General features: G+C 73.9%; 27 protein-coding genes. 14 read left to right on the top strand and 13 right to left on the bottom strand.

What is annotated here, in order from left to right:
• Positions 1-1,067: 1,067 nt before the first annotated feature.
• From OIE49_RS06125 to OIE49_RS06105, 5 genes are all read right to left on the bottom strand, one after another.
• Positions 1,068-1,307 carry a DUF6213 family protein gene (locus tag OIE49_RS06125; RefSeq protein WP_326801427.1) on the bottom strand — a complete coding sequence of 80 codons (240 nt, stop codon included), beginning with the start codon at positions 1,305-1,307 and terminating at the stop codon, positions 1,068-1,070.
• 25 nt (positions 1,308-1,332) lie between these two features.
• Positions 1,333-2,718: an NADP-dependent succinic semialdehyde dehydrogenase gene (locus tag OIE49_RS06120; protein WP_326801426.1), complete on the bottom strand. Its 1,386-nt coding sequence runs from the start codon at positions 2,716-2,718 to the stop codon at positions 1,333-1,335.
• Between the two features lie 76 nt (positions 2,719-2,794).
• Entirely contained in the window at positions 2,795-3,268 is a 474-nt protein-coding gene (locus OIE49_RS06115) for an NUDIX domain-containing protein (protein ID WP_326801425.1), read from the bottom strand.
• Complete coding sequence (locus OIE49_RS06110) at positions 3,265-4,803, bottom strand: ATP-dependent DNA ligase (RefSeq protein ID WP_326801424.1); 1,539 nt, start codon at positions 4,801-4,803, stop codon at positions 3,265-3,267. The genes OIE49_RS06115 and OIE49_RS06110 overlap by 4 nt, the downstream gene beginning before the upstream one ends.
• 286 nt (positions 4,804-5,089) lie before the next feature.
• The gene (locus OIE49_RS06105; protein ID WP_326801423.1) at positions 5,090-6,079 is read right to left on the bottom strand and encodes an NAD(P)/FAD-dependent oxidoreductase; all 990 of its coding nucleotides are present in this window, start codon (positions 6,077-6,079) and stop codon (positions 5,090-5,092) included.
• A 90-nt stretch (positions 6,080-6,169) separates the two neighbouring features.
• Here OIE49_RS06105 and OIE49_RS06100 point away from each other — a divergent pair, with 90 nt between their 5' ends.
• From OIE49_RS06100 to OIE49_RS06085, 4 genes are all read left to right on the top strand, one after another.
• Positions 6,170-6,754 (top strand): helix-turn-helix domain-containing protein, encoded by a 585-nt coding sequence (locus tag OIE49_RS06100; RefSeq protein WP_326801422.1) that lies wholly within the window; start codon positions 6,170-6,172, stop codon positions 6,752-6,754.
• A 91-nt stretch (positions 6,755-6,845) separates the two neighbouring features.
• Positions 6,846-7,823: an NADPH:quinone oxidoreductase family protein gene (locus OIE49_RS06095; protein WP_326801421.1), complete on the top strand. Its 978-nt coding sequence runs from the start codon at positions 6,846-6,848 to the stop codon at positions 7,821-7,823.
• Positions 7,820-9,001 carry an acyl-CoA dehydrogenase family protein gene (locus OIE49_RS06090; protein WP_326801420.1) on the top strand — a complete coding sequence of 394 codons (1,182 nt, stop codon included), beginning with the start codon at positions 7,820-7,822 and terminating at the stop codon, positions 8,999-9,001. The genes OIE49_RS06095 and OIE49_RS06090 overlap by 4 nt, the downstream gene beginning before the upstream one ends.
• Entirely contained in the window at positions 8,998-10,107 is a 1,110-nt protein-coding gene (locus OIE49_RS06085) for an acyl-CoA dehydrogenase family protein (RefSeq protein WP_326801419.1), read from the top strand. Before OIE49_RS06090 ends, OIE49_RS06085 begins: the two co-directional genes overlap by 4 nt.
• Positions 10,108-10,121: 14 nt before the next feature.
• Here the strand turns inward: OIE49_RS06085 and OIE49_RS06080 are convergent, their stop codons facing one another.
• Complete coding sequence (locus OIE49_RS06080; protein ID WP_100567352.1) at positions 10,122-10,316, bottom strand: hypothetical protein; 195 nt, start codon at positions 10,314-10,316, stop codon at positions 10,122-10,124.
• Positions 10,317-10,476: 160 nt separating this feature from the next.
• A complete protein-coding gene (locus tag OIE49_RS06075) occupies positions 10,477-10,836 on the bottom strand; it encodes a DUF779 domain-containing protein (protein WP_326801418.1) in 360 nt (119 codons plus the stop codon).
• A 228-nt stretch (positions 10,837-11,064) separates the two neighbouring features.
• Here OIE49_RS06075 and OIE49_RS06070 point away from each other — a divergent pair, with 228 nt between their 5' ends.
• From OIE49_RS06070 to OIE49_RS06060, 3 genes are all read left to right on the top strand, one after another.
• Complete coding sequence (locus OIE49_RS06070; protein ID WP_401740800.1) at positions 11,065-13,716, top strand: LuxR C-terminal-related transcriptional regulator; 2,652 nt, start codon at positions 11,065-11,067, stop codon at positions 13,714-13,716.
• 50 nt (positions 13,717-13,766) lie between these two features.
• Entirely contained in the window at positions 13,767-14,198 is a 432-nt protein-coding gene (locus tag OIE49_RS06065) for a hypothetical protein (protein WP_326806156.1), read from the top strand.
• A gap of 118 nt (positions 14,199-14,316) precedes the next feature.
• A complete protein-coding gene (locus OIE49_RS06060; protein ID WP_100567356.1) occupies positions 14,317-14,514 on the top strand; it encodes a hypothetical protein in 198 nt (65 codons plus the stop codon).
• 22 nt (positions 14,515-14,536) lie between these two features.
• Here the strand turns inward: OIE49_RS06060 and OIE49_RS06055 are convergent, their stop codons facing one another.
• A complete protein-coding gene (locus OIE49_RS06055) occupies positions 14,537-15,127 on the bottom strand; it encodes a potassium channel family protein (protein ID WP_401740803.1) in 591 nt (196 codons plus the stop codon).
• A 231-nt stretch (positions 15,128-15,358) separates the two neighbouring features.
• Here OIE49_RS06055 and OIE49_RS06050 point away from each other — a divergent pair, with 231 nt between their 5' ends.
• The 7 genes from OIE49_RS06050 to OIE49_RS06020 all read left to right on the top strand — a co-directional run bounded on the left by OIE49_RS06050 (position 15,359) and on the right by OIE49_RS06020 (position 21,290).
• Positions 15,359-16,021 carry an HdeD family acid-resistance protein gene (locus OIE49_RS06050; protein WP_401787310.1) on the top strand — a complete coding sequence of 221 codons (663 nt, stop codon included), beginning with the start codon at positions 15,359-15,361 and terminating at the stop codon, positions 16,019-16,021.
• A 58-nt stretch (positions 16,022-16,079) separates the two neighbouring features.
• Complete coding sequence (locus OIE49_RS06045) at positions 16,080-17,438, top strand: hypothetical protein (protein WP_326801416.1); 1,359 nt, start codon at positions 16,080-16,082, stop codon at positions 17,436-17,438.
• 133 nt (positions 17,439-17,571) lie between these two features.
• Positions 17,572-18,075 carry an SHOCT domain-containing protein gene (locus OIE49_RS06040; protein WP_100567360.1) on the top strand — a complete coding sequence of 168 codons (504 nt, stop codon included), beginning with the start codon at positions 17,572-17,574 and terminating at the stop codon, positions 18,073-18,075.
• Between the two features lie 31 nt (positions 18,076-18,106).
• On the top strand, positions 18,107-18,643 hold the full coding sequence (locus tag OIE49_RS06035) for a DUF7144 family membrane protein (protein WP_326801415.1): 537 nt from the start codon (positions 18,107-18,109) through the stop codon (positions 18,641-18,643).
• Between the two features lie 265 nt (positions 18,644-18,908).
• On the top strand, positions 18,909-19,088 hold the full coding sequence (locus OIE49_RS06030) for a hypothetical protein (RefSeq protein WP_326801414.1): 180 nt from the start codon (positions 18,909-18,911) through the stop codon (positions 19,086-19,088).
• Positions 19,085-20,035: a ThiF family adenylyltransferase gene (locus tag OIE49_RS06025; RefSeq protein WP_326801413.1), complete on the top strand. Its 951-nt coding sequence runs from the start codon at positions 19,085-19,087 to the stop codon at positions 20,033-20,035. The genes OIE49_RS06030 and OIE49_RS06025 overlap by 4 nt, the downstream gene beginning before the upstream one ends.
• Positions 20,036-20,162: 127 nt before the next feature.
• Positions 20,163-21,290 carry an enolase C-terminal domain-like protein gene (locus OIE49_RS06020; RefSeq protein WP_442812216.1) on the top strand — a complete coding sequence of 376 codons (1,128 nt, stop codon included), beginning with the start codon at positions 20,163-20,165 and terminating at the stop codon, positions 21,288-21,290.
• Between the two features lie 132 nt (positions 21,291-21,422).
• Here OIE49_RS06020 and OIE49_RS06015 read toward each other — a convergent pair whose 3' ends face one another.
• The 5 genes from OIE49_RS06015 to OIE49_RS05995 form a co-directional block, all read right to left on the bottom strand.
• Positions 21,423-22,022 (bottom strand): DNA polymerase ligase N-terminal domain-containing protein, encoded by a 600-nt coding sequence (locus OIE49_RS06015; protein WP_326801411.1) that lies wholly within the window; start codon positions 22,020-22,022, stop codon positions 21,423-21,425.
• 202 nt (positions 22,023-22,224) lie between these two features.
• Positions 22,225-22,692 (bottom strand): DUF3147 family protein, encoded by a 468-nt coding sequence (locus OIE49_RS06010; protein ID WP_326801410.1) that lies wholly within the window; start codon positions 22,690-22,692, stop codon positions 22,225-22,227.
• Positions 22,689-23,033, bottom strand: a complete 345-nt coding sequence (locus tag OIE49_RS06005; protein ID WP_326801409.1) for a DUF3147 family protein — start codon at positions 23,031-23,033, stop codon at positions 22,689-22,691. The genes OIE49_RS06010 and OIE49_RS06005 overlap by 4 nt, the downstream gene beginning before the upstream one ends.
• A gap of 114 nt (positions 23,034-23,147) precedes the next feature.
• Positions 23,148-24,020, bottom strand: a complete 873-nt coding sequence (pstB, locus tag OIE49_RS06000; RefSeq protein ID WP_326801408.1) for a phosphate ABC transporter ATP-binding protein PstB — start codon at positions 24,018-24,020, stop codon at positions 23,148-23,150.
• A gap of 38 nt (positions 24,021-24,058) precedes the next feature.
• Positions 24,059-24,967, bottom strand: a complete 909-nt coding sequence (locus tag OIE49_RS05995; protein ID WP_326801407.1) for a sortase — start codon at positions 24,965-24,967, stop codon at positions 24,059-24,061.
• Between the last annotated feature and the right edge of the window lie 38 nt (positions 24,968-25,005).

Raw genomic sequence — 25,005 nt, 5'->3', positions numbered from 1 at the left:
GGTCCCGCACCACGCGGTCGGATCGGCCCGCCCGGCTGATCCGGTCAGCCGCAGCCGGCTCCACTGCTGCGGGCCGGGCCGGGCCGGGCCGGGCCGGGCGGGGCGGGGCGGGGCGGGGCGGGGCGGGGCGGGGTGAGGTGAGGCGAGCGGTGGCGCAGGGCGGGAGGGGCGACGCTCCCGCCGGACCATGACCACCGGTCAGCGCCGCGCGGCAGGTCCCGTCGCCCGGCCCGTCCGGTCAGCCGAGGGGGCTGCGGACGAGACGAGACGAGGCGGGCTCGGCCGAGTGAGCAGGGCGAGGCGCGCTGAAGCGTCCGCCGGGCCGTGGCCGTCGGTCCGGGCCGGCCGGTCCGCCGGGGTGGGGTCGCCGCCGGGTGGGCGAGGCGCGGGTCGTGGCCGCGGGTCGGTGCCGTGCGGTCGGTCCGGGCCGTCCGGTCCGCCGAGGGGCGTTGCAGATGAGACGAGGCGAGGCGGGCTGGGCCCCGGGTGGGCAGGGCGAGGCGCGCTGAAGCGTCCGCCGGGCCGTGGCCGTCGGTCCGGGCCGGCCGGTCCGCCGGGGTGGGGTCGCCGCCGGGTGGGCGAGGCGCGGGTCGTGGCCGCGGGTCGGTGCCGTGCGGTCGGTCCGGGCCGTCCGGTCCGCCGAGGGGCGTTGCAGATGCCACGAGGCGAGGCGGGCTGGGCCCCGGGTGGGCAGGGCGAGGCACGCTGAAGCGTCCGCCGGGCCGTGGCCGTCGGTCCGGGCCGGCCGGTCCGCCGGGGTGGGGTCGCCGCCGGGTGGGCGAGGCGCGGGTCGTGGCCGCGGGTCGGTGCCGTGCGGTCGGTCCGGGCCGTCCGGTCCGCCGAGGGGCGTTGCAGATGCCACGAGACGAGGCGGGCTGGCCCCCGGGTGGGCAGGGCGAGGCGCGGCGAAGCGTCCGCCGGGCCGTGGCCGTGGGTTCGGTGCCGTGCGGTCGGTCCGGGCCGGCCGGTCAGCCGGGGTGGGTTCGCCGCCGGGTCGGGGAGGCGTGCCGAGGCGTGCTCGGCGGCGCCACGGCGAGCACGGCGGGGGCTCGGTGCGGTTCGGGTGGTCAGCCGGGGGTGGGGCCGCTGCTGTGGGCGATGCAGGCCACGTCGATGCGGTCGGCCAGCTTGGCCAGTTCGATGGTCAGGGCGGCCACCGTGTCCTCGTCGAGGCCCTCCTGGCCGGCCTCCACCAGACGCAGCCACCGGCCGCCGACCGTGCGCAGCAGCTTGCTCACATCGGCCGCGGCCACCTGCAAGGTACCGCGGTCGTCGACGATCAGAGGCAGAGTCACTTCGCGGTTCACAAAGGGGATCGTAGCCGCGGAAGCCTTACGCCCCGTGCCACACGGTGGTGATGTTGCAGAACTCGCGGATTCCGTGCCCGGACAGCTCACGTCCGTACCCCGACCGCTTCACTCCGCCGAACGGGAGCGCCGGGTGCGAGGCCGTCATCCCGTTGACGTACACCCCGCCCGCCTCCAGGTCCCGTACGAAGCGGTCCACCTCGGTCTCGTCCTCGGTCCAGACGTTCGAACTCAGCCCGAAGAGCGAGTCGTTGGCGATCAGCACCGCCTCGTCGAGATCGGTCGCCCGGTACAGCGTGGCCACCGGACCGAACGCCTCCTCGCGGTGGATGCGCATCTCGCGGGTGATGCCGGCCAGCACGGTCGGCGGGTAGTACCAGCCCGGCCCGCGGGGCCGTTCGCCTCCGCACAGCACAGCGGCCCCGACACGCCGCGCGTCGTCGACGAGCTCCTCCAGATCCGCCCGCCCCCGCTCGCTGGACAGCGGCCCGACCTCGGTGTCCTCCCGCATCGGGTCACCGACCCGCAGCGCCCTCATGCCGGCCACGAAACGTTCCGCGAAGGCGTCGTAGACGTCCGTGTGCACGATGAACCGCTTCGCCGCGATGCAGGACTGCCCGTTGTTCTGCACGCGCGCGGTCACCGCGACCTCGGCGGCCCGGTCGACGTCGGCGGACGGCATCACGATGAACGGGTCGCTGCCGCCCAGCTCCAGCACCGTCTTCTTGATCATCTCCCCGGCGGTGGACGCCACCGCCCGCCCGGCCGGCTCGCTGCCGGTCAGGGTGGCCGCCTTCACCCGCTCGTCGCGCAGGATGTCGTCGACCGCCGCGGAACCGATGAGCAGGGTCTGGAAGCAGCCCTCGGTGAAGCCGGCCCGGTGGAACAGATCCTCCAGGTACAGGGCCGTCTGCGGCACGTTGGAGGCGTGCTTGAGCAGCCCGACGTTGCCGGCCATCAGCGCGGGCGCGGCGAAGCGGACCACCTGCCACAGCGGGAAGTTCCAGGGCATGACGGCCAGCACCGGTCCGAGCGGCCGGTAGCGGACCAGGGCGTGGGACGCCCCGGAGTCCTTCACGTCCGCGTCGGCGGGCCGCTCGTCGGCGAGCAGCTCCTCGGCGTGCTCGGCGTACCAGCGCATAGCCTTGGCGCACTTCGCGGCCTCCGCGCGCGCCTGCTTGACCGGCTTGCCCATCTCCGTGGTCATGACACGGGCGATCTCCTCCTGGTCCTCGTCCAGGAGAGCGGCGGCCCCGTTCATCAGCCGCGCACGCTCGGCGAAGGCCGTCGTCCGGTACGTACGGAACGTGGCCTGCGCGAGCTGCAGCCGGCGCTCGGTCTCCTCCTCGCCCAACGCCTCGTACGTCTTGAGCGTCTCGCCGCTGGCCGGGTTCACCGTGGCGATGGACATGACTGACCTCCCTGGGAGAGGGCTGTGCTTCGACCTTCCCGCGCCGCGGTGCCGATCGCAACGCGTGAGGCCCTCGTCAGAGCGAGTGCTCGGCCAGGCGGTCGAGAAACGCGCTCTGGGCCGTGACGATCACCTCTCGGGCCCGGTCCAGACCGAGCCAGGCGACCCGGTCGAGCTCGGGGAACTCCTGGGTGCGCCCGGTCCGCGGCGGCCATTCCATGAGGAACGTGCCGGGGACGACCGCCGCCGGGTCGAGGTCGGCCTCGACGGCCCAGGCCGTGACGGTCTTGCCGTTCGTCTGCCGGACCTCGCCCAGCGGTACGGCCTCCCCGTCGGGCGGCGGGAGCCCGAGCTCCTCCTGGAACTCGCGGCGGGCCGCGTCCCAGGCGGGTTCCTCCGGGTCGTACTCGCCCTTCGGAACCGTCCACGCCCCCGCGTCCCGGCGGGCGAAGAAGGGGCCGCCCATGTGTCCGAGGAGCACCTCCAGTCCGTCGCCGGAGCGCCGGAACAGCAGTAGACCGGAACTGCGCCGCCCCCGTCGGGCGCTCATGGTGCGATCTCCGGGTGCGCGGCCAGCAGCGTCGTGACGGTGTCGGCGTCCTCGGGCCGCTTGTCCTCCCGGTAGCGCACGACCCGGGCGAAGCGGAGGGTGACGCCCGCCGGGTAACGGGAGGAGCGCTGCAGGCCGTCGTAGGCGATCTCGACGACGAGTTCGGGGCGCACGGTCACCACCCAGCCGTCGTCCTCCACGGCGAGGCGGTGCAGCCGCTCGGTCTGCCAGGCGAGCATCGCGTCCGTCATGCCCTTGAACGTCTTGCCGAGCATCGCGAAGCCGCCCTCGGCGGTGCGTGCGCCCAGGTGCAGGTTGGACAGCTTGCCGGTGCGGCGGCCGTGGCCCCACTCGGCGGCCAGGACCACCAGGTCCAGGGTGTGCACGGGCTTCACCTTGAGCCAGGACGCGCCGCGCCGGCCCGCGCTGTAGGCGGCGTCGAGGGCCTTGACGACCACGCCCTCGTGGCCGCGTCGCAGGGTCTCGGCCAGGAACCGTTCCGCCTCGCCCACGTCGTCGGGACCGGACACCAGGGCGCGCCTGACCCGCATCGGCTCCGGCACCAGACGGGCCAGCTCGGCGTGGCGCTCGGTCAGCGGCAGGTCGAGCAGGTCGCGGTCGCCGACGGACAGCGCGTCGAAGAAGACGGGGGAGACGGGGACCGCCTCGGCGGCCGTGGCCACGTCCACGCGCGAGCCCACGCGTCCGGCGGTCTCCTGGAACGAGCGGGGCCGCCCGTCCGCCCCGAAGGAGATGACCTCGCCGTCCAGGATGAACCGGTCGCCGCGCAACTCCCGTGCGACCGCCGTCAGTTCCGGCAGCCGGTCGGTGATGTCGTCCAGGGTGCGGGTGTGCACCCGTACGCTGTCGCCGTCCCGGTGGACCTGGACCCGGATGCCGTCGAGCTTCTCCTCGACGGCGCACGCGCCGAGCTTCTCGACCGCCTCGGCCACGGAGGAGGCGCTGTGGGCCAGCATCGGCAGGACCGGGCGGCCGACGGTGAGCCGGAAGCGTTCCAGCGCCGGCGGGCCCTCCGCGAGCAGGGCCTGCGCCACCGTCTGCAACGATCCGGCCAGCATCACCGCCCGCCGCACGTCCGCCGGGGGCGCGCCCGTCGCCCCGGCCAGCGCCTCGACGGCGATGGCGTCCAGCGCGCCCTGCCGGACCTCCCCGGTGAGCAGCCCCAGCAGGAACCGCTGCTCGTCCTCGGTCGCCGCGCCCATCAACTCACCGACGAGCCGGGAGCGTTCGGCCTGCGACCCGGGGCCGGCGACCTTGCCGAGTTCGCTCAGCCGGGCATCCACCTCGTGCACGGTGAGCGATGCCTCGGCGGCCGGGGCGACCCGGCGGCCGAGCACCTTCCAGCCCACGCCGAGCCGCCCCTGCGGCAGCCGCCCCGCCAGATACGGAATGACGACCGGCACGTCCTCGGCCCCGGCCTCCCGGAACAGCTCCGCGAGCAGAGCCGTCTTCCGTGACCGGGCCGAGGCCGCGGCCACCTCCCGCGACACTTGAGCCAACCGGGCAAGCAACATGCAGCCATGGTGCAACGCACGGCGCCGCCCTACACCCGGGCCCTGCCGCGCACCCGCTCCCCGCCCTGCTCTGTGGACGCGGCCCGGTTCGAGGGCGGGGCCCGCACGCCGGCGTGTCCAGACAACGGGGAGGGCGGGGGCCCTGCCCGTACGCGCCCGCCGCTTCACCCGCGGGCGTCGCCCCGCGGAGGGGGGCCGCCGTGCACACACGGCGCCCCTGGCACGGCGCCCCCGCGGGGGACGGCTCGCGGCCGGGCGCTGCCCTGCCTCCAGGTGCCGCCCACGTTCAGCGCGCCAGTGCCGTCCTGCCCCGCGCCGCGCTCCCCTTCGCCACCGCCGCGTCCAGGTCCGTGAACAGCAGTTCGCCGTTGATGGCCGCGCCGGCGCGGTAGCCGCGGCTGGCCGCGTTGATCACCTGTTCGGCGAAGCCGCTCGCGTTGCCGGCGGCCCAGAGGCCGCGGACGGTGGTCAGGCCCCGTTCGTCGATCACCGGGTACGCGCCGAACGGCGTCTCGCTCAGCTCGGCGCCCAGCTGCCGGAGGAGGTCGGTCCGGGGCACCGCGCGCGGCGCGACGAACAGCGCCTCGCGCGTGTGCGTCGTACCGTCGGCGAGCCGGACCCCGGTCAGCCGGTCCGCCTCGACGACGATCCCGGTCACCTCACCGGGCACTACGTGCACGCCGGCCGCGGCGAGCCTGCGCAGGTCGTCGTCGTTCAGCTCGTCCTCGCCGGTCCGGTGCAGGAAGAGCGTCACGTCCTTGGACCACTGGGTCACCATCAGGGCCTGGTGAACGCTGAGCGGTGTCGTGGCGAGCACGCCGAAGGCCTGGTCGCGGACCTCCCAGCCGTGGCAGTACGGGCAGTGCAGCACGTCACGGCCGAAGCGCTCGGCGAGTCCCGGGACCGCCGGGAGCTCGTCCTTCAGGCCGGTGGCGACGACCAGTTGCCGGGCGTGGACCGTACGCCCTCCGGCCAGCGTCACGTCGAAATCCCCGTCCGTGTCCCTGACCGCCTCCACCGCCCGGTCCCGGACCAGTTCGACCCCGTACCGTTCGACCTCCTCGCGGCCGGCGGCGAGGAACCGGGCCGGGGACATGCCGTCCCGGGAGAGGAAGCCCTGCATGTGCGCGGACGGCGCGTTGCGCGGCTCGCCCGCGTCGACGACCAGCGTGCGCCGCCGGGCCCGGCCGAGGACCAGCGCGGCGGACAGCCCCGCCGCGCCGCCCCCGACGACGACGACCTCGTACTTCTCGTTGTTCTCGTTGTTGTCGGTCATGTGACCACCTCCACCGAGAAGGTCGTCCGTGCGGTGCCGGATTGACAAGCACATTTGCCGGTTCCGCAACCGGGGAGGGAGTATCGGGGCATGAGCATCGAGGACGTTCTCGCCGACGTGGGCCCCCGGCTGCGCCGGATGCGCAAGGAACGGGAGGTCACTCTCGCCGCGCTCGCGGAGGCGACCGGGATCTCCGTCAGCACCCTCTCGCGCCTGGAGTCGGGCCTGCGCAAACCCAGCCTGGAGCTGCTGCTGCCGATCGCGCAGGCCCATCGGATGCCGCTGGACGAGCTGGTCGGAGCGCCTCCGGTGCGCGATCCGCGGGTACGGGCCGAGCCGATCGTGCGCGACGGCCGCACCCACTGGCCGCTGACCCGGCAGCCCGGCGGCCTCCAGGCGTTCAAGGTGCTGGAGCCCCGGCGCAGGCTCGAACCCGACCTGCGCACCCACGAGGGCTACGAGTGGCTGTACGTGATGTCAGGCCGGCTGCGGCTGGTGCTCGGCGAGCACGACGTGGTGCTCACGGCCGGAGAGGCGGCGGAGTTCGACACGCGCGTGCCGCACTGGTTCGGGTCGACGGGGGAGGGGCCGGTGGAGTTCCTGAGCCTGTTCGGACCGCAGGGGGAGCGCATGCACGTGCGGGCCCGGCCGGCGCGCACTGCCGAGGACGGCTGACCGCGGGTGTTCCCCGATGGGCAAGCGACCGCTTAGTATGCGATCGACCCCGGTCACACGACGCGACGACGCGGTCCCCTGGAGGCGGCACATGCAGGCATGGCGAGTGCACGACAACGGCGAGCCGGGCGAGGTGATGCGGCTGGAGGAGACCGGGCCGCCCACCCCGGGCGAGGGCCGGATCCTGCTCAAGGTGCGTGCCGCGAACGTCAACTTCCCGGACGCGCTGCTGTGCCGCGGCCAGTACCAGGTCCGGCCGCCCCTGCCCTTCACCCCGGGCGTGGAGATCTGCGGCGAGACGGAGGACGGCCGCCGGGTGATCGCCAACCCGGAGTTGCCGTACGGCGGTTTCGCCGAGTGGGCCGTCGTCGCCGCCGACGCCGTACTGCCCGCCCCCGACGCGCTGGACGACGCCGAGGCGGCCGCCCTGCACATCGGCTACCAGACGGGCTGGTTCGGCCTGCACCGCCGGGCGCGACTGGAGGCCGGCGAGACCCTGCTCGTCCACGCCGCCGCCGGAGGCGTCGGCAGCGCGGCCGTGCAGCTCGGCAAGGCGGCCGGCGCCCGGGTCATCGGTGTCGCCGGCGGCGCGGCGAAGACCGCCGTGGCCCGCGAGCTGGGCTGCGACGTGGTGATCGACCGGCACACCGAGGACGTCGTCGCCGTCGTGAAGGAGGCCACCGGCGGCCGGGGCGCGGACGTGATCTACGACCCGGTCGGCGGCGCGGCCTACGCCCAGTCTGCCAAAGCTGTCGCCTTCGAGGGCCGGATCCTCGTCGTCGGCTTCGCCGGCGGGACTGTCCCCAGCCCGGCGCTGAACCACGCACTCGTCAAGAACTACTCGATCGTCGGCCTGCACTGGGGCCTGTACAACACCAGGAACCCCGAGCTGGTCCGGCACTGCCACGAGCAGCTCACCGACCTGGCCGCCCGGGGAGCGATCAAGCCGCTGGTGAGCGAGCGGGTGCCGCTCGCCGGAGCCGCGGCCGCCGTCCAACGGGTCGCCGACGGAGCCACCACCGGCCGCGTCGCCGTGCTGCCCGCCCTGAAGGACGGAGCCGCCGCATGACGAACACCGAGGAACTGCGCCGCCGCACCGGCGAGTTGCTGGCCGCGCATCCGCCGGCCACCACCGGCAGGCTCGACTTCCTCAAGGCCCGGTTCGACGCCGGGCTCGCCTGGGTGCACTACCCGCCGGGCCTGGGCGGCCTCGGCGCCGCCCGCTCCCTCCAGGCCGTCGTGGACGCCGAGTTGGCGGCGGCGGGCGCCCCGGACAACGACCCGCGCCGCATCGGCATCGGCCTCGGCATGGCCGCGCCGACCATCCTGCGCCACGGCACCGAGGAGCAGAAGCGGCGCTTCCTCAGGCCGCTGTGGACCGGAGAGGAGGTCTGGTGCCAGCTGTTCAGCGAACCGGGCGCCGGATCCGACCTCGCCGCCCTCGGCACCCGGGCGGTCCGTGAGGGCGACACCTGGGTGGTGAGCGGCCAGAAGGTGTGGACCTCCAGCGCCCACCTCGCCCGCTGGGCCATCCTCATCGCCCGCACCGACCCGGACCTGCCCAAGCATCAGGGCATCACCTACTTCCTCTGCGACATGACCGACCCCGGCGTCGAGGTGCGGCCGCTGCGCCAGATCACCGGAGAGGCCGAGTTCAACGAGGTCTTCCTGACGGGCGTGCGCATCCCCGACGCCCACCGCCTCGGCGAGGTCGGCGACGGCTGGCGGGTCGCCGGGACCACGCTCATGAACGAGCGCGTGTCCATCGGCGGTATGCGGCTGCCCCGTGAGGGCGGCATGATCGGCCCGGTCGCCAGAACCTGGCGCGAGCGCCCGGAACTGCGCACCCATGACCTGCACCAGCGGCTGCTGAGGCTGTGGGTGGAGGCCGAGGTCGCCCGGCTGACCGGCGAACGGCTGCGCCAGCAGCTCGCCGCGGGCCAGCCCGGCCCCGAGGGCTCCGGCATGAAGCTCTCCTTCGCCCGGCTCAACCAGGAGATCAGCGGCCTGGAGGTCGAACTCCGCGGCGAGGAAGGCCTGTTGTACGACGACTGGACCATGCGCCGCCCGGAACTGGTCGACTTCACCGGCCGCGACGCCGGCTACCGCTACCTGCGCGCCAAGGGCAACAGCATCGAGGGCGGGACCAGCGAAGTGCTGCTGAACATCGTCGCCGAGCGCGTCCTCGGCCTGCCCGCCGAGCCGCGCACCGACAAGGACGTCGCCTGGAAGGACCTCGCCCGATGAGCACGGTGAGCATGACGAGTGCCGAACCCGACCTGCTGTATTCGGAGGAGGAAGAGGCGCTGCGCGCCGCCGTCCGGGACCTGCTCACCGACCACTGCGCCCCGGCGGACGTGATCGCGCGCGCCGAGTCGGACGCCCCGCACGACCTCGCGCTGTGGAAGACGCTCGCCGACGGCATGGGCCTGGCCCGTCTGCTGGTGCCCGGGGAACACGGCGGCCAGGGCGCCACCCACCGCGAAGCGGCCGTCGTGCTGGAGGAGTTGGGCCGTGCGGTGGCTCCCGTTCCGTACCTCACCAGTGCCGTGGTCGCCACCGAGGCGCTGCTGGCCTGCGCGGGGGATGCCGCCGCCGGGCTGCTGTCCCGCCTGGCGTCCGGTCGTACGATCGGCGCCCTGGCGGTCGGGCTGCACACCGCGCCGGGGGGTACCTTCGGGGCCGTACGTCTGGAATCCGGGCTGCTGCACGGGGAGTTGACCGGGATCGCGGACGCGGCGGTCGCCGACGTGCTGCTGGTGCCCGCGCAGGACGGCGGGCTCCACGCCGTCGAGGCGGACGACGTCACCCTCACCCCGCAGGTGTCGCTGGACCTGACCCGGCCGCTGTCGGCCCTCTCCCTCGACGGTGTACGGGGGAGTCGGCTGGGCGACGCGGGGCCCGCCGTGCACCGGGCGCTGCGTGCCGGCGCCGGACTGCTCGCCTCCGAACAACTCGGCCTGGCGGACTGGACGTTGACCGAGACCGTCCGCTACCTCAAGGAACGTGCGCAGTTCAACCGGCCCGTCGGCGGCTTCCAGGCGCTCAAGCACCGGCTCGCCCAGCTCTGGCTGGAGGCGGCCGGGCTCCGCGCCGCCGCCCGGTCCGCGGCCGACGCGCTCGCCGGGGAGCAGGACACCGACGTGGCGGTCGCCGTCGCCCAGGCCTACGCGGCGCCCGTCGCCGTCCACGCCGCCGAGGAGGCGCTGCAACTGCACGGCGGCATCGGCATGACCTGGGAACATCCGGTCCACCTGTACCTGAAGCGGGCCAAGGCGGACTCGATCGCGTACGGCACCGCGGGCGCCCACCGCGAGGCGCTGGCCCGACTGGTCGGCCTCGAAGCGCCCTGACGTCCGGCCGGGCGTCAGGGGTGCAGGCTGCTGACGATCTGCGCCGTGGCCATCAGACCCTCGTGAATGGTGGGCGCCATGCTCGTACCCGCCAGGAAGAAGCCGAGCAGGACGCAGACCAGGGCGTGCGAGAACTTCAGCGCGCAGTTGCGCACGAAGATCACCGCAAGGAGCAGGAGCAGCAGCACCACAGAAATGGAAATGGCCATCGTCGTCCTCCTCCGCCACGCCCACTTCGCGGCTTTCGGCCGCAAGTGTGGCGTAGCGGAGGGTCGGTCCGAGCGGTAGACGTGTCCTCCGAACGTGTGGTTCTGCCGCCGTTCCGGAATTGCCCCCGGTGGTCCGGAGCGTGATGGCCGGGCGCGGGGCTCAGGCCTCGATGACGCGGGAGCGGATGAGGAAACGCACTCCCTCGGGTGCCTCCAGGGAGAAACCGCCGCCCCGACCGGGCACCACGTCCACGATGAGCCGCGTATGGCTCCACACCTCGAACTGGCTGCGCGACATCCAGAACGGCACCGGCAGGTCCAGCCCATCGACCTCCAGCTCCGCGAGCAGCACGTCCGAGCCGCCGGTACGGAACTCGCCCGCCGGATAGCACATCGGCGCGCTTCCGTCGCAGCAGCCACCCGACTGGTGGAACATCAGCGGTCCGTGCGCCTCGCTCAGCCGCCGCACCAGGCCGGCCGCCGCGGGGGTGAACTCGACGCGCGGGATCTCCTCGTACATCGTCGCCGTCCTTCGCCGCCCGGGAAGCCCGGGAAGAAGCACCGGAAGAAGAAGCCGGACCCAGCCAAGCAGCAAGGAGGTTGCGACAAGGTTGCACGGCCCCGTCCCGCGGGCCCGCCGTACGCGGTCGTGCCGCCGTGCCCGGTCGCGACGCGCGCCCACCGGCGATCGCTGAGATCCTGAGCGGGAGAAGCGCTGCCCATGACATGACCGGTGGTGGTGAGCGCGGTGTCCGAACGCGGCGACAACAGTCCCGGGCCGACGGCCGCGGACGTGGATCCCCTGGGGGACCCGTTCCTGCGGACCTGTTTCGCCGTGCCGGTGCCGCCGGCCACGTTCCTGCGCCGACGGCGCCTGGTCGAGCATCTGGACCAGGCGCCGGCCACGCCGCTGACGATGGTCAACGGCTGCGCGGGTGCGGGCAAGACGTTGCTGGTCGCCGACTGGGCCGCCCACCTGGACCGGCCGGTGGCCTGGCTCACCGCGGGCGCCACCGACCAGGCACCCGGCGTCTTCTGGGCCTACCTCCTGGAGGCCCTGCGCGCCTGCGGAGCGCACGAGATCCGCGACGTCGGCTGCCCGGCCGAGGCCGGCACGGTGGACCACGGCCTGCTCGCCCGGCTCGCCGCGCGGCTCAACGCCCGCGACCGGCCCGTGACCGTCGTCCTCGACGAGTACGACCGCGTGAGCGCCCCGGAGATCGCCGACCAGCTCGGTTTCGTCCTGCACCACGCCGGACGGGGCATGCGCCTGGTCCTCGTCACCCGCACCGAACCGACACTGCCGCTGCACCGCTACCGCGCGGACGGCACCCTGACCGAGATCAGGGACGCGGAACTGGCCTTCACCCCCGAAGAGGCGGCGACCCTGCTGGAACTGCACGGACTGCGGCTCGGCGACGACGCGGCCCGCGCGCTCGTCGAGCGCACCCGGGGCTGGGCGGCGGGCCTGCGGCTGTGCGCCCTGGCCGCGCGGCAGAGCAGCGACCCGGAGACGTACCTCAAGGAGTTCGAGGCCGGACAGAGCACGATCGCCGACTTCCTGCTCGCCGAGGTGCTCAAGAGACAGCCGGCCCCGACCCAGGACCTGCTGCTGCGGGTCAGCGTCCTGGACCGGTTCTGCCCCGACCTGGCCAACGCGCTCGCCGGGCGCCGGGACGCCGAACCCATCCTGGCCGAGCTGCACCGGGCGAACGCGTTCGTCGAGCACCTCGGCCACTCCTGGTACCGCCTCCACCCGCTCTTCGCCGAGATCCTCGCGGCGCACCTGCGGGTGCGGTTCCCCAGCCTGGAGACCGAACTGCACCGCAGGGCCGCCCAGTGGCTGCGGCACACCGGACCGCTGCCCGAGACGCTCGCCCACGGCGCCGCCGCCGGCGACTGGCCCTTCACCGCCCGCACCCTGGTGGACGACCTCGCGATCGGGCAGTTCTTCACCGGCCTGCGCTCCGGGGACCTGGGCGAGCTGTTCTCGCGGATGCCCCCCGAGACCACCGGCCCCGAGGCCGACCTCGTCCGCGCGGCACGCGAACTGTCCGACGGCGACCCCGGGCACGCCCTCCCGCACCTGGAACGCGCCCGCCGCGAGCTGGCCCGCGCCGGCTCCGGCGGCGCGGCGGCCCGGCTCGGCCTCGCCCTCCTGGACACCCTCGCCGCCCGGATGACCGGTTGCCCGGACCGGGCCGAACGCGCCGCCCGGACGGCGGGGGAACTGCTGCGGGACCTCCCCGCCGAACTCCCGCGCAAGCACCCCGAACTCGCCGCCCTGCTGCAGACCCACCTGGGCGCCGCCCGGCTGTGGGCGGGACGTTTCGAGGACGCCGGGACCGCGCTCCGTGCCGCGGCGGCCGGCTCCGACGGGGCCACCGCGCTGTCGCGGGAGGACTCCCTGAGCCTGCTCGCGCTCATCGACTGTCTGACCGGCTGGCCCACGCGCGCGGAACGCAGGGTCCTCGCGGCGCTCGCCGACGCGGAACGGTTCAGCCTGGCCGAGCCGGCCGGTTCCGGACTCGGCCACCTGGTCCTGGCCGCGGTGGCCCTCGACCGCGACGAACTGGGGGAGGCCCGGGCTTTGCTGGACCGGGCGACAGCCGCGCGGCTCTCGCCCTGGGACCCCGTGACGGCCGCCGCACTGGTCATCGTGCGGGCACGGCTCCAACTGGCCCGCAATGAGGCCCGGGCCGCCCTGGAGACCGCGGAGTCGGCCGTCCCCGCCGCCGTGGCCTCACCGTGGGCCGAGGCGCACATCGCGCTCGTCGTCTCCGCCGCCCACCTTGCCGAGGGCCGCCCCGAACCGGCCGTGAAGGTGCTGCGGGACGCCGTGGGCCAGGACGCCGCCTGCACGGTGGCGGCCGCCCGCGCCCACCTCGCCGCGGGCGACCCGGGCGCCGCCCTCGACCTGCTCGACGCGCTTCCCGCCGGGCAGCGTGTCGGCCCCGCCGTCACGGTACGGGCCCTGCTGGTGCGCGCCGAGGCCACCGGCCGGCAGGGCGACCACGCCACCGCGCGCCGGCTGGTCACCCGCGCGCTGCTGGACGCCCGGAACGAACGGCTGCGGCGCCCCTTCCAGGAGACCGGGCCGTGGCTGCGCCGCCTGCTGGACACGGACACGTTTCCCCGGCTGCCCGCCCGCCCGGGCCCCCGGTCCGGGAACGAGCCGGAACCGGGCCACCCGCCCGCCCTGGTCGTCGACCGGCTCAGTGACCGTGAACTGGACGTGCTCCAGCGGCTCGCGCAGATGATGACGACCGAGGAGATCGCCGCGGACCTGTTCGTGTCGGTCAACACGGTCAAGACCCACCTCAAGAGCGTGTACCGCAAGCTCGGCGTGAACCGGCGCAACGAGGCGGTGCACCGGGCTCGCGAACTGCGCCTGCTGTGAACCGCCCGGGACGGGCCCACACCGACTACACCGGCGGGGTGTACGGGTCCATGCTCGCCGCCTCCGTGGTGGTCGGCGCCGGCGTTCCGGAGTACTTCCCGCGGCTGCGACTGGTCCTGTTGCTGCTGCTCACCGGTGTGGTGTTCTGGCTCGGGCACGTGCACGCCCAGCTGTTCGGCGCGCGGCTGGCCCAGCGCCGCCCGGACCGCGGCACCGTCCTGCACGTGTGCCGCGACGAGTGGCCGATCGTCCAGGCCGCCGTGCCACCGGCCCTCGCGCTCGCCGTCAGCCCGCTGTTCGGCCTGGACCTGCCGGGCGGGCTGTGGCTGGCGCTCGCCGTGGCCGTGGCCGGCCAGGTGGGCTGGTCGGCGGCCGCGGCACGCCGGGCCGGCGCCCCCTGGGGCCTGGTGGCGGGGACGGCGGCGGTCAACCTGGTGATCGGGCTGCTGATCCTCGCGCTCAAGGCCGTCCTCACCCACTGACACGCCCCCGCCCGGCCGCCGTATCACCTGCGCCGGGTGAGGCCCGGCGGCCCGACCGGGCGGACCCTCGGACAGGGGGCCGTGGTACGCCCGTCCCAGGCCACCGTGGGAGCGGCTGATGCGCTACGAGATCCGCGTCGACGGGCTCATGTCGGAGACGCTGACCAAGGCATTCCCGGAGCTGGACCATGTGGTGATGTCCGGTCAGACCGTCCTGTTCGGGCCCGTGGTGGACGAGGCGCACCTGTACGGGCTGCTGGCCCGCTGCCAGTCACTGGGTCTGCGGGTCCTGGAGATGCGCCGCATACCGGAGTGAGCCGGCCGGGCGGCCGTGTGAGCTACCTGGGCGGCCGGTCGCGGTGCTGCTGGCGCAGGCCCGCCTGGATGGCACCCGTCAGCACGCGCGCGGCGACACCCACGAGCAGCAGCCCGCCGGTCATCTGGAGCATGGCCAGCACCCGCCCCGTCTGCGACCGTGCCGTGATGTCGCCGTACCCGACGGTGGTGAACGTGGACAGCGTGAAGTACAGGGCGTCCGTCCTGGTCAGCGGCTCGGTGAAGGAGTCCGGGTCGGACTGGTCCAGGAGGTAGTAGGCGCCGGCGAACAGCAGCAGGAAGAACGGAAGCGCGATCGCCAGCGCCTCCACGGCCTTCAGCCGGGGGTACGGCGAGCGGGTGATGGCCCACACCTCCCACGCGAAGAACAGCGCGACACCGAGCAGCCCGAGGCCGAGCAGGGCCGCCGTCATGCCCGTGGCCCGGCCGTCCAGGGGCAGCAGGTAGTACGCCGTCACCAGACCGGTCGTCACGAGCACCGAGCGGGCGAGCACCATGACGGTCGCCGACCGGGGCACACGCCACTCCCGGTCCCGCCCCGGCGGGCGCCTCCCCGGGGTGTCCGGGGTGCGGGGAGCTGCCGGGTCGCTCATCTCGGGTCCCTTCGGTTCCGCGGCCCGGGAGGCGGGCGCTGTCCGGGAAAGCTGCCCGGGAAACGGGGGGCAGGTCCGCATCCAGATCATCGCGGCGGCGCGGGCGACGGATCACCCCTCATGGGTGACCCGTGGGACACCGCTTCGCGGGACGCTGGCGTACGGGTCCTCGTACACCGTCCCGTCGGCGGTCCGGCAGTGACCCGCAACCGATCCCCGCGAGGAGGAGCCATGACCGTGCCGCGTGGTTCGGCAGCGCGTGCCGGATCGGAGCACAGGCCCGGCGGGACGGGCCACCACCAGGACGGCGACCCCGCCGACATGCTGGCCCGACTCGGCACCTCGTGGTCCTGGCTGCTGGGCTCGGCACTGGCGACACTGGTGCCGGGGATCATCGTGCTCGCCTGGCCGAACGAGACCCTGCACATCCTGGCGATCGTGATCGGGCTCTACCTGCTGGTGACCGGCGGGTTCCGGTTCGTCGCCGCCTTCTCTCGGGAGGAACACGGCGAGCGCCTGCCGCGGCTGCTGGTCGCGGTGCTGTTCGTCCTCGCCGGGGTGCTCTGCCTGAGGCACCCGTTGCAGACCATCGCCGCGCTCTCGCTGATCGTCGGGATCGTCTGGCTGCTGTCCGGGATGCTCACCGCCTACACGGCGCTCGCCTTCCGGGGCCTGCCGCACCGCGGTGTTCTCCTCGGCGCGGCGGCGCTCGGCATCGTCGCGGGCATCGTGGTGCTGGCGCTGCCCGCGCAGTCGGCCCTGGTGCTGACCCGGCTGCTCGGCCTGTGGCTCGTGCTGCTCGGGCTGGTCGAACTGGGCGTCGCCTTCGCCTGGCGGTCGGCGCTGCGCAGGGACGCCACGGGCACCCCGTCCGGGCCCGCCGCCACGGTCTGAGCCCAATAAGCCCCGTAAGGCCGCCCGCAGTGCCGGTCCGCGACGCCCAGGAGGATCCATGGCCCCTGCCGACGCCCCCGTCCCCGCGGCCCCGGGTGACGCGGGGGAGCCCCGGCGCTCCCTGACCCCCGCGGAGTCCGCCGAGTACGAACGTCTCCGCCGGGCGGCCGCCGTCAAGCACCGGAAGCTGCGCCGGGCGGGTGCCACCGTCCTGCTGGTGGTGACGCTGGTGTTCGCCCCGCTGGCCGTCGTCGCGGCCTGGGTGAACAGCACGGTCGGCGACACCGACCGCTATGTCCAGACCGTCGCCCCGCTGGCCCGTGAACCGGCCGTGCAGAATGCCGTGACCGACCGGTTGACCAAGCGAGTCGTGGACAACATCGACGTCAACGCGTTGACCGCGTCGCTGACCGACGTCCTCAAGAAGTCCGGGGCGCCGCCGCGCGTCGTCGACGGCTCCGGCGAGCTGACCGGCCCGCTGCGCGGGGCCATCACCGACGCGGTGCACCGCGTCGTCGGACGCGTCGTCACCAGCGGCGTCTTCGAGGAGGTCTGGGTGACCGGCAACCGGCGGGCGCAGACGGCGCTGATGAACGTCCTCACCGGCAACCAGACGGGCGCCCTGCGGGCACAGGGCGAAGACGTGAACCTGGACATCGGGGTCGTCGTCGACCAGGTCAAACTCGAGCTGGAGCACGCCGGCTTCAAGAAGGCCTCCGTCATTCCCGCGCCCGACCGTACGATCACGCTGTTCAGGGCCGAGAAGCTGGACAAGGCCCAGGACGCCATGCGGCTGCTCGACATCGTCGGCGTGTGGCTGCCCGTCGTGACCCTCGTGCTCGCCGCGCTGACCGTGTGGACGGCCCCGTCGCACCGGTTGATGCTTCAGGTCACGGCCATCGGCGTGGGCGTGATGATGATCGTGCTGCTCATCGCCCTGGCCGTGGCCCGCCGGGTCTACCTCGGTTCCGTCCCGCCGGCCGTCCTGCCCCCCGACGCCGCCGCGGTCGTCTACGACACTCTGGTGCGGTTCCTCCGCGACAGCGCCCGCACCCTCCTGGTCGTCGCCGTGATCACGGCGCTGGCCGCCTACCTGTACGGCCCGGGACGCGTGGCGCGCGGAGTGCGGAGCCTGTCCCGGCGGAGCACCACCTCCGCGGGCGAGGCACTCGGCCGCGCCGGAGTGCGCACGGGCGCGACCGGACGCTGGCTGGACACCCACCGCAAGTGGACCACCGCCGTCGTCATCGCCGCCGGCGCACTCACTCTGGTGCTCTGGAACCACCCCACGGCCGCGGTCGTCGCACTCGTCCTGTGCGTCGTCCTCGTGGTGCTGATCCTTCTGGCCGTCCTCGCCTCCGCCACGGGCCCCGGAGAGTCCGCGGGTCCCGGCGGCGCGCACCCGGCGACGTCCTGAGCCCCTCGATGCCACGCGCGGCCGGGTGGGCGTCTCACGGTCACCCGCATCGGGTGAGGCGTCCGGTCCGTGCGCTGCGCACGCTGGCAGAGGGCAGACAGCGCAGCCGGGCACAGGCCCGGAACGGAGAGAAATGAGCACGCAGATGAACCTCGCGTACGACTACCCGCTGCTGAGCGCCTTCTGGACGATGCTGTGGTTCTTCCTGTGGATCATGTGGTTCGTCCTGCTCTTCAGGGTCATCCTCGACATCTTCCGCGACGACGGCATGAACGGCTGGGCCAAGGCCGGCTGGCTGGTGTTCTGCCTCGTCCTGCCGTTCCTCGGCGTCCTCGTCTACGTCATCGCCCGCGGCAAGAGCATGAGCCGCCGGGAGATCGCACAGGCGCGGCAGCAGCAGGACGCCTTCAACGCCTACATCCGGCAGACCGCGGCCGGCGGCGGTGGCGGGTCCAAGGTCGACGAACTCGCCCGGCTGTCCGACCTGCGCGCCCGCGGAGACATCACCGACGAGGAGTTCGCCCGGGCCAAGGACATGATCCTGACCGGCGGCGTGCCCGAGGGCCGCGCCACCTCCGTGACCTCCGCCCCCGAGGGCCCCGACAGCTCCGTCAGTTCCACTCCCGGCCGTCGATGACCACGCCGGACGAGACGAAACGAGGGAGAAGATGACCGCGACCCACACCGCACGGCCGCATTCGGCGAAGCAGGCATGGGCCACCGGCCTGACGGCCTTCGCCGCCGTCATGCTGATGATCGCCGGAGTGCTCGACATCTTCCGCGGGATCATGGGCATCGCACATGACGACGTCTTCATCACCACGCGCAACTACGTGTTCCAGTACGACCTCACCGGCTGGGGCTGGATCCACCTCGTCCTCGGGGTGCTCGCCGTGATCATCAGCATCGGGCTGTTCCAGACGGCGATGTGGGCGCGGGTGGCCGGAGTGGCCATCGCCGGGCTGATCATCCTCGCCAACTTCCTGTCGCTGCCGTACTTCCCGGTCTGGTCGGTCGTGATGATCGCGTTCTCCGGGTTCATCATCTGGGCCCTGTGCGTGCTGCGGCCCGAGGAGTTCCCGGCCTCGCGCCACGCCGCTGCGTCCACCTCCACTCCCACGTCCTCCACACCCACTGCGCCCACCGCGTCGTCCACGGCCACCACCTCCGCCACGACCGGGACCACTCCGCCGCGTAACCCGTGACGGGCGTACGGGCGGAGCGGCGCGACCCGGGTGAGAACGTCTCCCGGGCCGCGCCGGCACGGCCCGGAAGTCACCGGCGACGACCGTGGCCGCCTGCATCCTGTGCTCACAAGGCGCCGCACAGACTGTGGAGCCAGGGTGCCCAGATCCGCGTTCCGCGGCGGGCCGGCCGTCCCGGGATGCGTCACCGCTACCGGCGCGTAGCGTGGAAAGGGCGTTGCAGCGTGATGCAGAAAACAAGGGAGACCTGGCGGGAGGAGTTCTCATGGGTGCAGCACCGGAGACCCTGCGGAAGGCCGAGCTGACGGAGGAGCAGCGACGCGCCAGTGAGCGTGAGTGGTTCCTCGACGCCGACACCGGGGAGCTGAAGCCGGAGGAGGACTCCGACCGCCACGAGCAGACCGGGCCGGGCCCGGTGCGCGTGGCTCGCTGGACCTTCGATTGACCGCTCCGCCCGAGGACCGCGTCTGGGCGCGCCACCGGCGGCGCAGGGGAGCGGTGCTGATCGTCGGCGCGGGCGCGGTCGGCGGCTTTCTCGCCGAGGAACTCGCCCGGATCGGGTTCAGCCCGCTCCGGCTGGTCGACCCCGACACGCTCGCGGTGGAGAACCTGATCCGCCATCCGCTCGGGGCCCCGGCCCTGGGACAGCCCAAGGCCCTGGCACTGGCCGGGCAGATCCGTCGCGACTTCCCCTCCTGCGACGCCACCGGCCACCACGCGGACTTTCTCGAACTGCCCACGGAGCAGCAGCGGTCACTGGTGGGCGGTGCGAACGTGGTGGTGGCGGCGACCGACTCGGCCGTGTGCCAGCGCCACGTCAACCGCGTGGCCCTCGCGGTGGGCAGGCCCGCGGCCTACCCGGCGGTCTGGGTGGACCCGAGGATCCGCGACGCCGAGGTCGGCGAGATCCTGTGGGTGCTCCCCGGCAGGCGCACGCCCTGCTACGAGTGCGCGGTGGCCTTCCGGCAGGGGACCGCCGACACGCAGGCGGCCCGCGGCGCCCGGGTGGACATCCAGCTCGTGGCCCTGGCCACGGCCCAGGTCGTGACCGCGCTGGCCCACCCCGGCGACGACCGCTCGGCGATCCTCGACCCGCGGCGCACCGCCATCTACCTCCACGGACTGACGCCTACCTCACCGGGCGTCCGGGCCACCTTCCCCACGGCGGGGCTGAGCAGCCAGAACGTCCGGGTCCCCTTCCCGTCCACCCCCTGCGCCGCCTGCCACGGCTGGCGCCATGTGGCCTCCTCCCCGGCATCGGCCGGGGCGGGCGCGGGCGGGCGGCCCGGCGAGGAGGAGAACCAGGGACGCGGCTGGCCCGTCTTCGCCGCCGTCGTGCTGTGCATCGTGGTCCTGTTCATCGTCTCGGTCGCCCACGGCAGGCACATGTAGGCCCGGCGACACGGGTCCGGATGGCGCTCTCCGGGCCGCTCGCGAACCGGGAGCGGTGGAGAGGATGGCTCCGTGGGCGCCTCGATGCCCTCTTCGCTCCGCGACGCCGGGGTACCCGGTCAGGGGGATGCGGCGGGGAGGAGCAGCGGTGAGTGGAGAGCGGGTTGTGGAGCGGGTGGAGAGTGCCGTCTACACCGTTCCGACCGATGGGCCTGAAGCGGACGGGACCCTGGCCTGGGACAGCACCACGCTCGTTCTCGCCACCGTCCGCTGCGGCGATGTCACCGGACTCGGGTACACCTACGCCCCCGCGGCGGCGGCGCAGGTCATCGACGACCTGCTGGCCGGCGTGGTCACCGGCGCCGGCGTTCTCGACGTGCCGTACCTGAACGAGGCCATGCGGCGCGCCGTGCGCAACGCCGGTCTGCCCGGCATCGCGGCGCAGGCCGTCTCGGCCGTCGACATCGCCCTGTGGGACGCCAAGGCCCGGCTGCTCGGCCTGCCCCTCGTGCACCTCATCGGCGCGGCGCGCGACGACGTGCCCGTGTACGGCAGCGGGGGCTTCACCACCTACGACGACCGGCAGCAGGACCGGCAACTACGGGGCTGGGTCGAGGAGGAGGGGATTCCCCGCGTCAAGATCAAGATCGGGGAGTCCTGGGGGCAGCGGGAACAGCGGGACCGACGGCGCGTGGCGCGGGCCCGCGCCACCATCGGCGAAACGGCCGACCTGTACGTGGACGCCAACGGCGGTTACGGCGCCAAGCAGGCGGTGAGGGTGGCCGCCGCGCTCGCCGACGAGGGCGTGACGTGGTTCGAGGAGCCCGTCTCCTCCGACCACCTCGGCACACTCGCCGCGCTGCGCGCCCGGATCACCCCCGACCTCGCGGCGGGGGAGTACGGCTACACGCTTCCGTACTTCGCCCGCATGCTGGCCGCCGGTGCCGTCGACTGTCTCCAGGCCGACGTGACCCGGTGCGGCGGCATCACCGTCTGGCTGCGCGTCGCCGCCCTTGTCCAGGCACACGGCCTGGACATCTCCGGCCACTGCGCACCGCACGCCCACGCCCACGCCGCCGCCACCGTTCCCAACCTGCGCCATCTGGATTGGTTCCACGACCACGTCCGCGAGCGGCTCCTCTTCGGCGGCGTGCTGGACCCCGCGGGAGGCGCCCTTGCCGTCGGCCGGGACGGAGCGCCCGGCCTGGGACTCACCCTCGACGCCGAGCGAGCACGCCCGTACCGATCGGGGTGACGACGGCCCACCGAGTGCCCCCGGAACGTGGAGAAGCTGCGGGCGGAGGCGGACGCCGCGCACGAGGCGGGCCTGCCCGCCGAGTTCGTCACGGAGACGGGGCTGCCGTTCGCGGTCGCCGGCGCCGTCCGGTCACTTCGCCTCGCCCTCCAGCGCGGCGACCTGCCCCAGGGTGTGTCCGGAGCGAACCGACCGGGCTCGGCGGGGATCGGGCGTGTGCTGCCGGGCGCCGTCGGTCTCACGGGACTTGACCAGCAGCCAGGCCTCGCGTTCGCCCCCGTCGCCCTGGCGGAACCGAGTGAGCGCCCAATCACCGTGCAGCTTGCTGCCGTTGAGCCGGAACCAAGCGTGGCCCCGCTCCAGCGCCTCGGCGAACGGGACCTCCCGGCCGCGCTTGTCGGTACTGCGGTTGCGGAAGGTTCCCTCGTCCCAGATGATCACCGTGCCGGCGCCGTACTCGCCCTCGGCGATGACGCCCTCGAAGTTCCGGTAGTCCAGCGGGTGGTCCTCGGTGGGCATGGCGAGCCGCTTGTCGTACGGGTCACCGGACGGTCCCTTGGGCACCCCGTCGGCCTCCAGCCGGAAGTCGAAGTGCATGGTGCTCGCGTCGTGGATCTGCACCACGAACCGGGGCTTCGGACCGGACTCGGACCGGTCCTCGCCCCTCGGCTCCCGTGTCGTGTGGAAGTTCCGTTTCCGGCGGTACTCCGCCAGCGTGTCCGAGGCGGGCATGGGCCTTCCTTCCTCGTGCCCGGCGGCGCCGGGACCGTCGCCGACCGCGGCCGCGTACGGCTTCAACGCCACTGGGGCCGGACGCCGGCGACCGGTGAACCGCCCCTGGGGGCCGGCTTCGGCCCCGTCACTCGGGTGGCCGCGAGCTGCCCGGCGAAACCTGCGTGGGAGCGGGCGTCCACGGCCGGCCGGGGGCTCTCCGTCACTTGTCCGCGCGGGGGCGTTCCTCGCCCCCGTACCCCGTCGCTCGCGCGAGCGCGTAGGCGCCGAGCGACACCACGAGCCATGCCGCCGTCGCGGCGCCGAGCGCGAGCCACGCCGAGTGGTGGGGGAGGAGAACCGTGGCGACCACGGCGAACGCCGCAAGGCCCAGGGTGCCGAGAGCGGCGCCACGCGCGTCGTCGCGGGCGCTCGTCAGCCCCTCCTCCTCGGCCACCAGGGTCAGGCTGGCCAGCAGGATGGCGGGGAAGGCGAGGAACACGCCGCCGACGAACGGCCCGAACAGTCGTGACGCCACGGCCGCCAGGAGTGACACGCCCGCGCCGAAGCCGAACCGGAGGAACAGGTCCTTGCGCGGTGTGCGCGCGGCGGCCCGCAGGTCCATCCGCACCCGGTCGTCGTCCCCGGCCCCTTGCCCGTTCCCTCCCGCGGGCCGCGGCGATCGCCTCACGGCGTCACCGCGAAGGCGATGGCGGCCGCTGTCGCGAACCACACGACAAGGGCCGCCGCGGAGCCGCGCATGGCTCCCAACCTGCCGAGCGCCGGGACCTCGACGAGGCAGTAGGCGGTGAACGCCAGCGCTCCGGCGACCATGCCCCGTGCCGCGGTCGCCGCGTCGAGGTCGCCCTTGAACACCACCGTCAGGATCAGCCCTGCCAGCGCCACCGAGGGCGCGGCCGCGAAGATCCCGGCCAGCCGCTTGGGCTGGACGGCCTCCGCCACCAGGGCGAAACCCACCACGAGCAGACCACCGATGAAAGGTTTCAGGACGATCTCGAGCAGGGTCTTCATCCTGACAACCTCAATGCCGGGGCGGCGTTCGCGCAACGACCCACGCGGGCAGCGCGTCGAACGCGCGCTGCCCGGACGCATTGGTCGTGCGGATTCCGCCCCCCCGGGGGTCCGTCAGCCGAACCGGCCCGCCACGTAGTCCGCCGTCCGCTGGTCCTTCGGCGTGCCGAAGACGTCCTCGGTCGGGCCGTGCTCGACGATGCCCCCGGGGGTGCCCTGCTCGGCGAGGAAGAAGGCGCACTGGTCGGAGACGCGGGCCGCCTGCTGCATGTTGTGGGTGACGATCACGACCGTCACCTGGCCGGCGAGTTCCTGGATCGTCTCCTCGACCCGGCGGGTGGAGGTGGGGTCGAGCGCCGAGCACGGTTCGTCCATGAGGAGCACCCGGGGGCGTACCGCCAGTGCGCGGGCGATGCACAGGCGCTGCTGCTGACCGCCGGACAGCGCGCCGCCCGGCTGGCGGAGGCGGTCCCTGACCTCCTTCCACAGCCCGGCGCGGGTGAGGGACTCCTCGACCAGCTCGTCCTTCGTGCGGCGGCTCGCGCGCGTGCCCGTCAGACGCAGACCGGCCACCACGTTGTCGTAGATCGACATGGCGGGGAACGGGTTGGGCTTCTGGAAGACCATGCCGATGCGCCGCCGGGCGTCGGTCAGGCGCCGCTCGGGGGCGTAGATGTCCTCGCCCTCGAAGAGCACCTCGCCCGAGAAGGCCGCGGCCGGGATCAGCTCGTGCATGCGGTTGAGGGTGCGCAGGAACGTCGACTTGCCGCAGCCGGAGGGCCCGATCAGGGCGGTGACCCGGCCGGAGGGCATTGTCAGGGACACCCGGCTCAGCACCTGGTGGCTGCCGAACCAGGCCGACACCGCGCGGGCTTCGAGCGTCGCGGGAGCGGACGCCGGCCCGTCCGGCCCGTCCGGGGCGGCGGGGACGGTGGTGACGGGGGGCAGGACGACCGTGTCGGTCAGGGAGTCGGTGGCGTCGGTCACGGCGGGTACCTCGGTTCGCGGCAGGGCTCGGGAAGCGGTCACGTCAGGTTGGGCAGCAGTTCGGTGGTCCGGGTGGCGACCTGGAGCCCCAGCAGGGCGACGACCGGGGCGAAGACGATCCACGTCTGGTGACGGCCCCAGCGGTGCCAGGTCCACACCGCGGCGACGGCCGCGACCAGCAGGGCCTGGAGCCACATCACCAGCGGCCACGGCACCCCGGAGGGGCGGGCCAGCGGCTGCTCGGCCTCCGGCAGCGTGCCGGGCCTGATCACGGCCGCCGGGGTCTCGAAGGGCGCGGAGACCAGGTCCGCGTCGACGCGCAGGATGCCGCCCGGCATGTAGGCCGGACCGGTGGCCGTGGCCAGCACCAGCCGGCCCTGGCCGGAGGCGAGCGGGGCGGGCGCCGGGTCTCCGGCCCGCCGCACGCCGACGACCCGGTACTTCGCCTCGCCCTGGCCGGTCGTCACCGTGAACCTGTCGCCCTCGGCGAGGTCGGCCAGACGTCCGAACGGGCCGCCGTAGGCGGCTGCCCGCCCCATCAGCACGCTGGTGCCGGCCTGCCCGGGCATCGGGGTGTCGCGACGGTGGCCGGGGCCGTCGGTCATGACGGCGGAGTCGGTTCCCTCGAGGACCACCTGACGCAGACGCAGGGAGGGGACGTCGATCAGGGCGACCGGTGTGCCGGGCGCCAGCAGCCTGCCCTGCTGGTCGGTCTGGGAGACCGGGCCCGTGCCCAGGGCGAGCGCGTTGCGCAGTTCGTCGTACGCCGTGTGCTGGGCGGCCCGTTCCTGGACGCCGCTGAGGAACAGCACTTGAGCGGTGATGCCGAGCAGCAGGGCGGCGAGGCTGAGCAGCGCGCCCCGGGCGATGTGGCGGACGGCCGGGACGCTCCGGACGCGGGTCCGGAGCAGGGCCGGTGCGGGCGTGGTCTGTACGGCGACCGTCACGGCGGCCCGCCTCCTTCATGGTTCGTGGGGTTTGCGTA

This window comes from Streptomyces sp. NBC_01788 (assembly GCF_035917575.1).
Classification (GTDB): Bacteria; Actinomycetota; Actinomycetes; order Streptomycetales; family Streptomycetaceae; genus Streptomyces.
Note: the sequence above shows the minus strand (reverse complement) of the source record. Positions and strands in the feature narration are given on the sequence as shown.

What these genes read in the sequence shown, in the direction of transcription:
- OIE49_RS06030 (WP_326801414.1), top strand. Translation starts at nt 18,909, where the DNA reads ATGGGTGCAGCACCGGAGACCCTGCGGAAGGCCGAGCTGACGGAGGAG.
- OIE49_RS06055 (WP_401740803.1), bottom strand. Translation starts at nt 15,127, where the DNA reads ATGAGCGACCCGGCAGCTCCCCGCACCCCGGACACCCCGGGGAGGCGC.
- OIE49_RS06100 (WP_326801422.1), top strand. Translation starts at nt 6,170, where the DNA reads ATGAGCATCGAGGACGTTCTCGCCGACGTGGGCCCCCGGCTGCGCCGG.
- OIE49_RS06095 (WP_326801421.1), top strand. Translation starts at nt 6,846, where the DNA reads ATGCAGGCATGGCGAGTGCACGACAACGGCGAGCCGGGCGAGGTGATG.
- OIE49_RS06085 (WP_326801419.1), top strand. Translation starts at nt 8,998, where the DNA reads ATGAGCACGGTGAGCATGACGAGTGCCGAACCCGACCTGCTGTATTCG.
- OIE49_RS06015 (WP_326801411.1), bottom strand. Translation starts at nt 22,022, where the DNA reads ATGCCCGCCTCGGACACGCTGGCGGAGTACCGCCGGAAACGGAACTTC.
- OIE49_RS06005 (WP_326801409.1), bottom strand. Translation starts at nt 23,033, where the DNA reads ATGAAGACCCTGCTCGAGATCGTCCTGAAACCTTTCATCGGTGGTCTG.
- OIE49_RS06090 (WP_326801420.1), top strand. Translation starts at nt 7,820, where the DNA reads ATGACGAACACCGAGGAACTGCGCCGCCGCACCGGCGAGTTGCTGGCC.
- OIE49_RS06040 (WP_100567360.1), top strand. Translation starts at nt 17,572, where the DNA reads ATGAGCACGCAGATGAACCTCGCGTACGACTACCCGCTGCTGAGCGCC.
- OIE49_RS06110 (WP_326801424.1), bottom strand. Translation starts at nt 4,803, where the DNA reads ATGTTGCTTGCCCGGTTGGCTCAAGTGTCGCGGGAGGTGGCCGCGGCC.
- OIE49_RS06035 (WP_326801415.1), top strand. Translation starts at nt 18,107, where the DNA reads ATGACCGCGACCCACACCGCACGGCCGCATTCGGCGAAGCAGGCATGG.
- OIE49_RS06050 (WP_401787310.1), top strand. Translation starts at nt 15,359, where the DNA reads ATGACCGTGCCGCGTGGTTCGGCAGCGCGTGCCGGATCGGAGCACAGG.
- OIE49_RS06120 (WP_326801426.1), bottom strand. Translation starts at nt 2,718, where the DNA reads ATGTCCATCGCCACGGTGAACCCGGCCAGCGGCGAGACGCTCAAGACG.
- OIE49_RS06020 (WP_442812216.1), top strand. Translation starts at nt 20,163, where the DNA reads ATGCGGCGGGGAGGAGCAGCGGTGAGTGGAGAGCGGGTTGTGGAGCGG.
- OIE49_RS06105 (WP_326801423.1), bottom strand. Translation starts at nt 6,079, where the DNA reads ATGACCGACAACAACGAGAACAACGAGAAGTACGAGGTCGTCGTCGTC.
- OIE49_RS06045 (WP_326801416.1), top strand. Translation starts at nt 16,080, where the DNA reads ATGGCCCCTGCCGACGCCCCCGTCCCCGCGGCCCCGGGTGACGCGGGG.
- OIE49_RS06075 (WP_326801418.1), bottom strand. Translation starts at nt 10,836, where the DNA reads ATGTACGAGGAGATCCCGCGCGTCGAGTTCACCCCCGCGGCGGCCGGC.
- OIE49_RS06115 (WP_326801425.1), bottom strand. Translation starts at nt 3,268, where the DNA reads ATGAGCGCCCGACGGGGGCGGCGCAGTTCCGGTCTACTGCTGTTCCGG.
- OIE49_RS06065 (WP_326806156.1), top strand. Translation starts at nt 13,767, where the DNA reads ATGCTCGCCGCCTCCGTGGTGGTCGGCGCCGGCGTTCCGGAGTACTTC.
- OIE49_RS06080 (WP_100567352.1), bottom strand. Translation starts at nt 10,316, where the DNA reads ATGGCCATTTCCATTTCTGTGGTGCTGCTGCTCCTGCTCCTTGCGGTG.
- OIE49_RS06060 (WP_100567356.1), top strand. Translation starts at nt 14,317, where the DNA reads ATGCGCTACGAGATCCGCGTCGACGGGCTCATGTCGGAGACGCTGACC.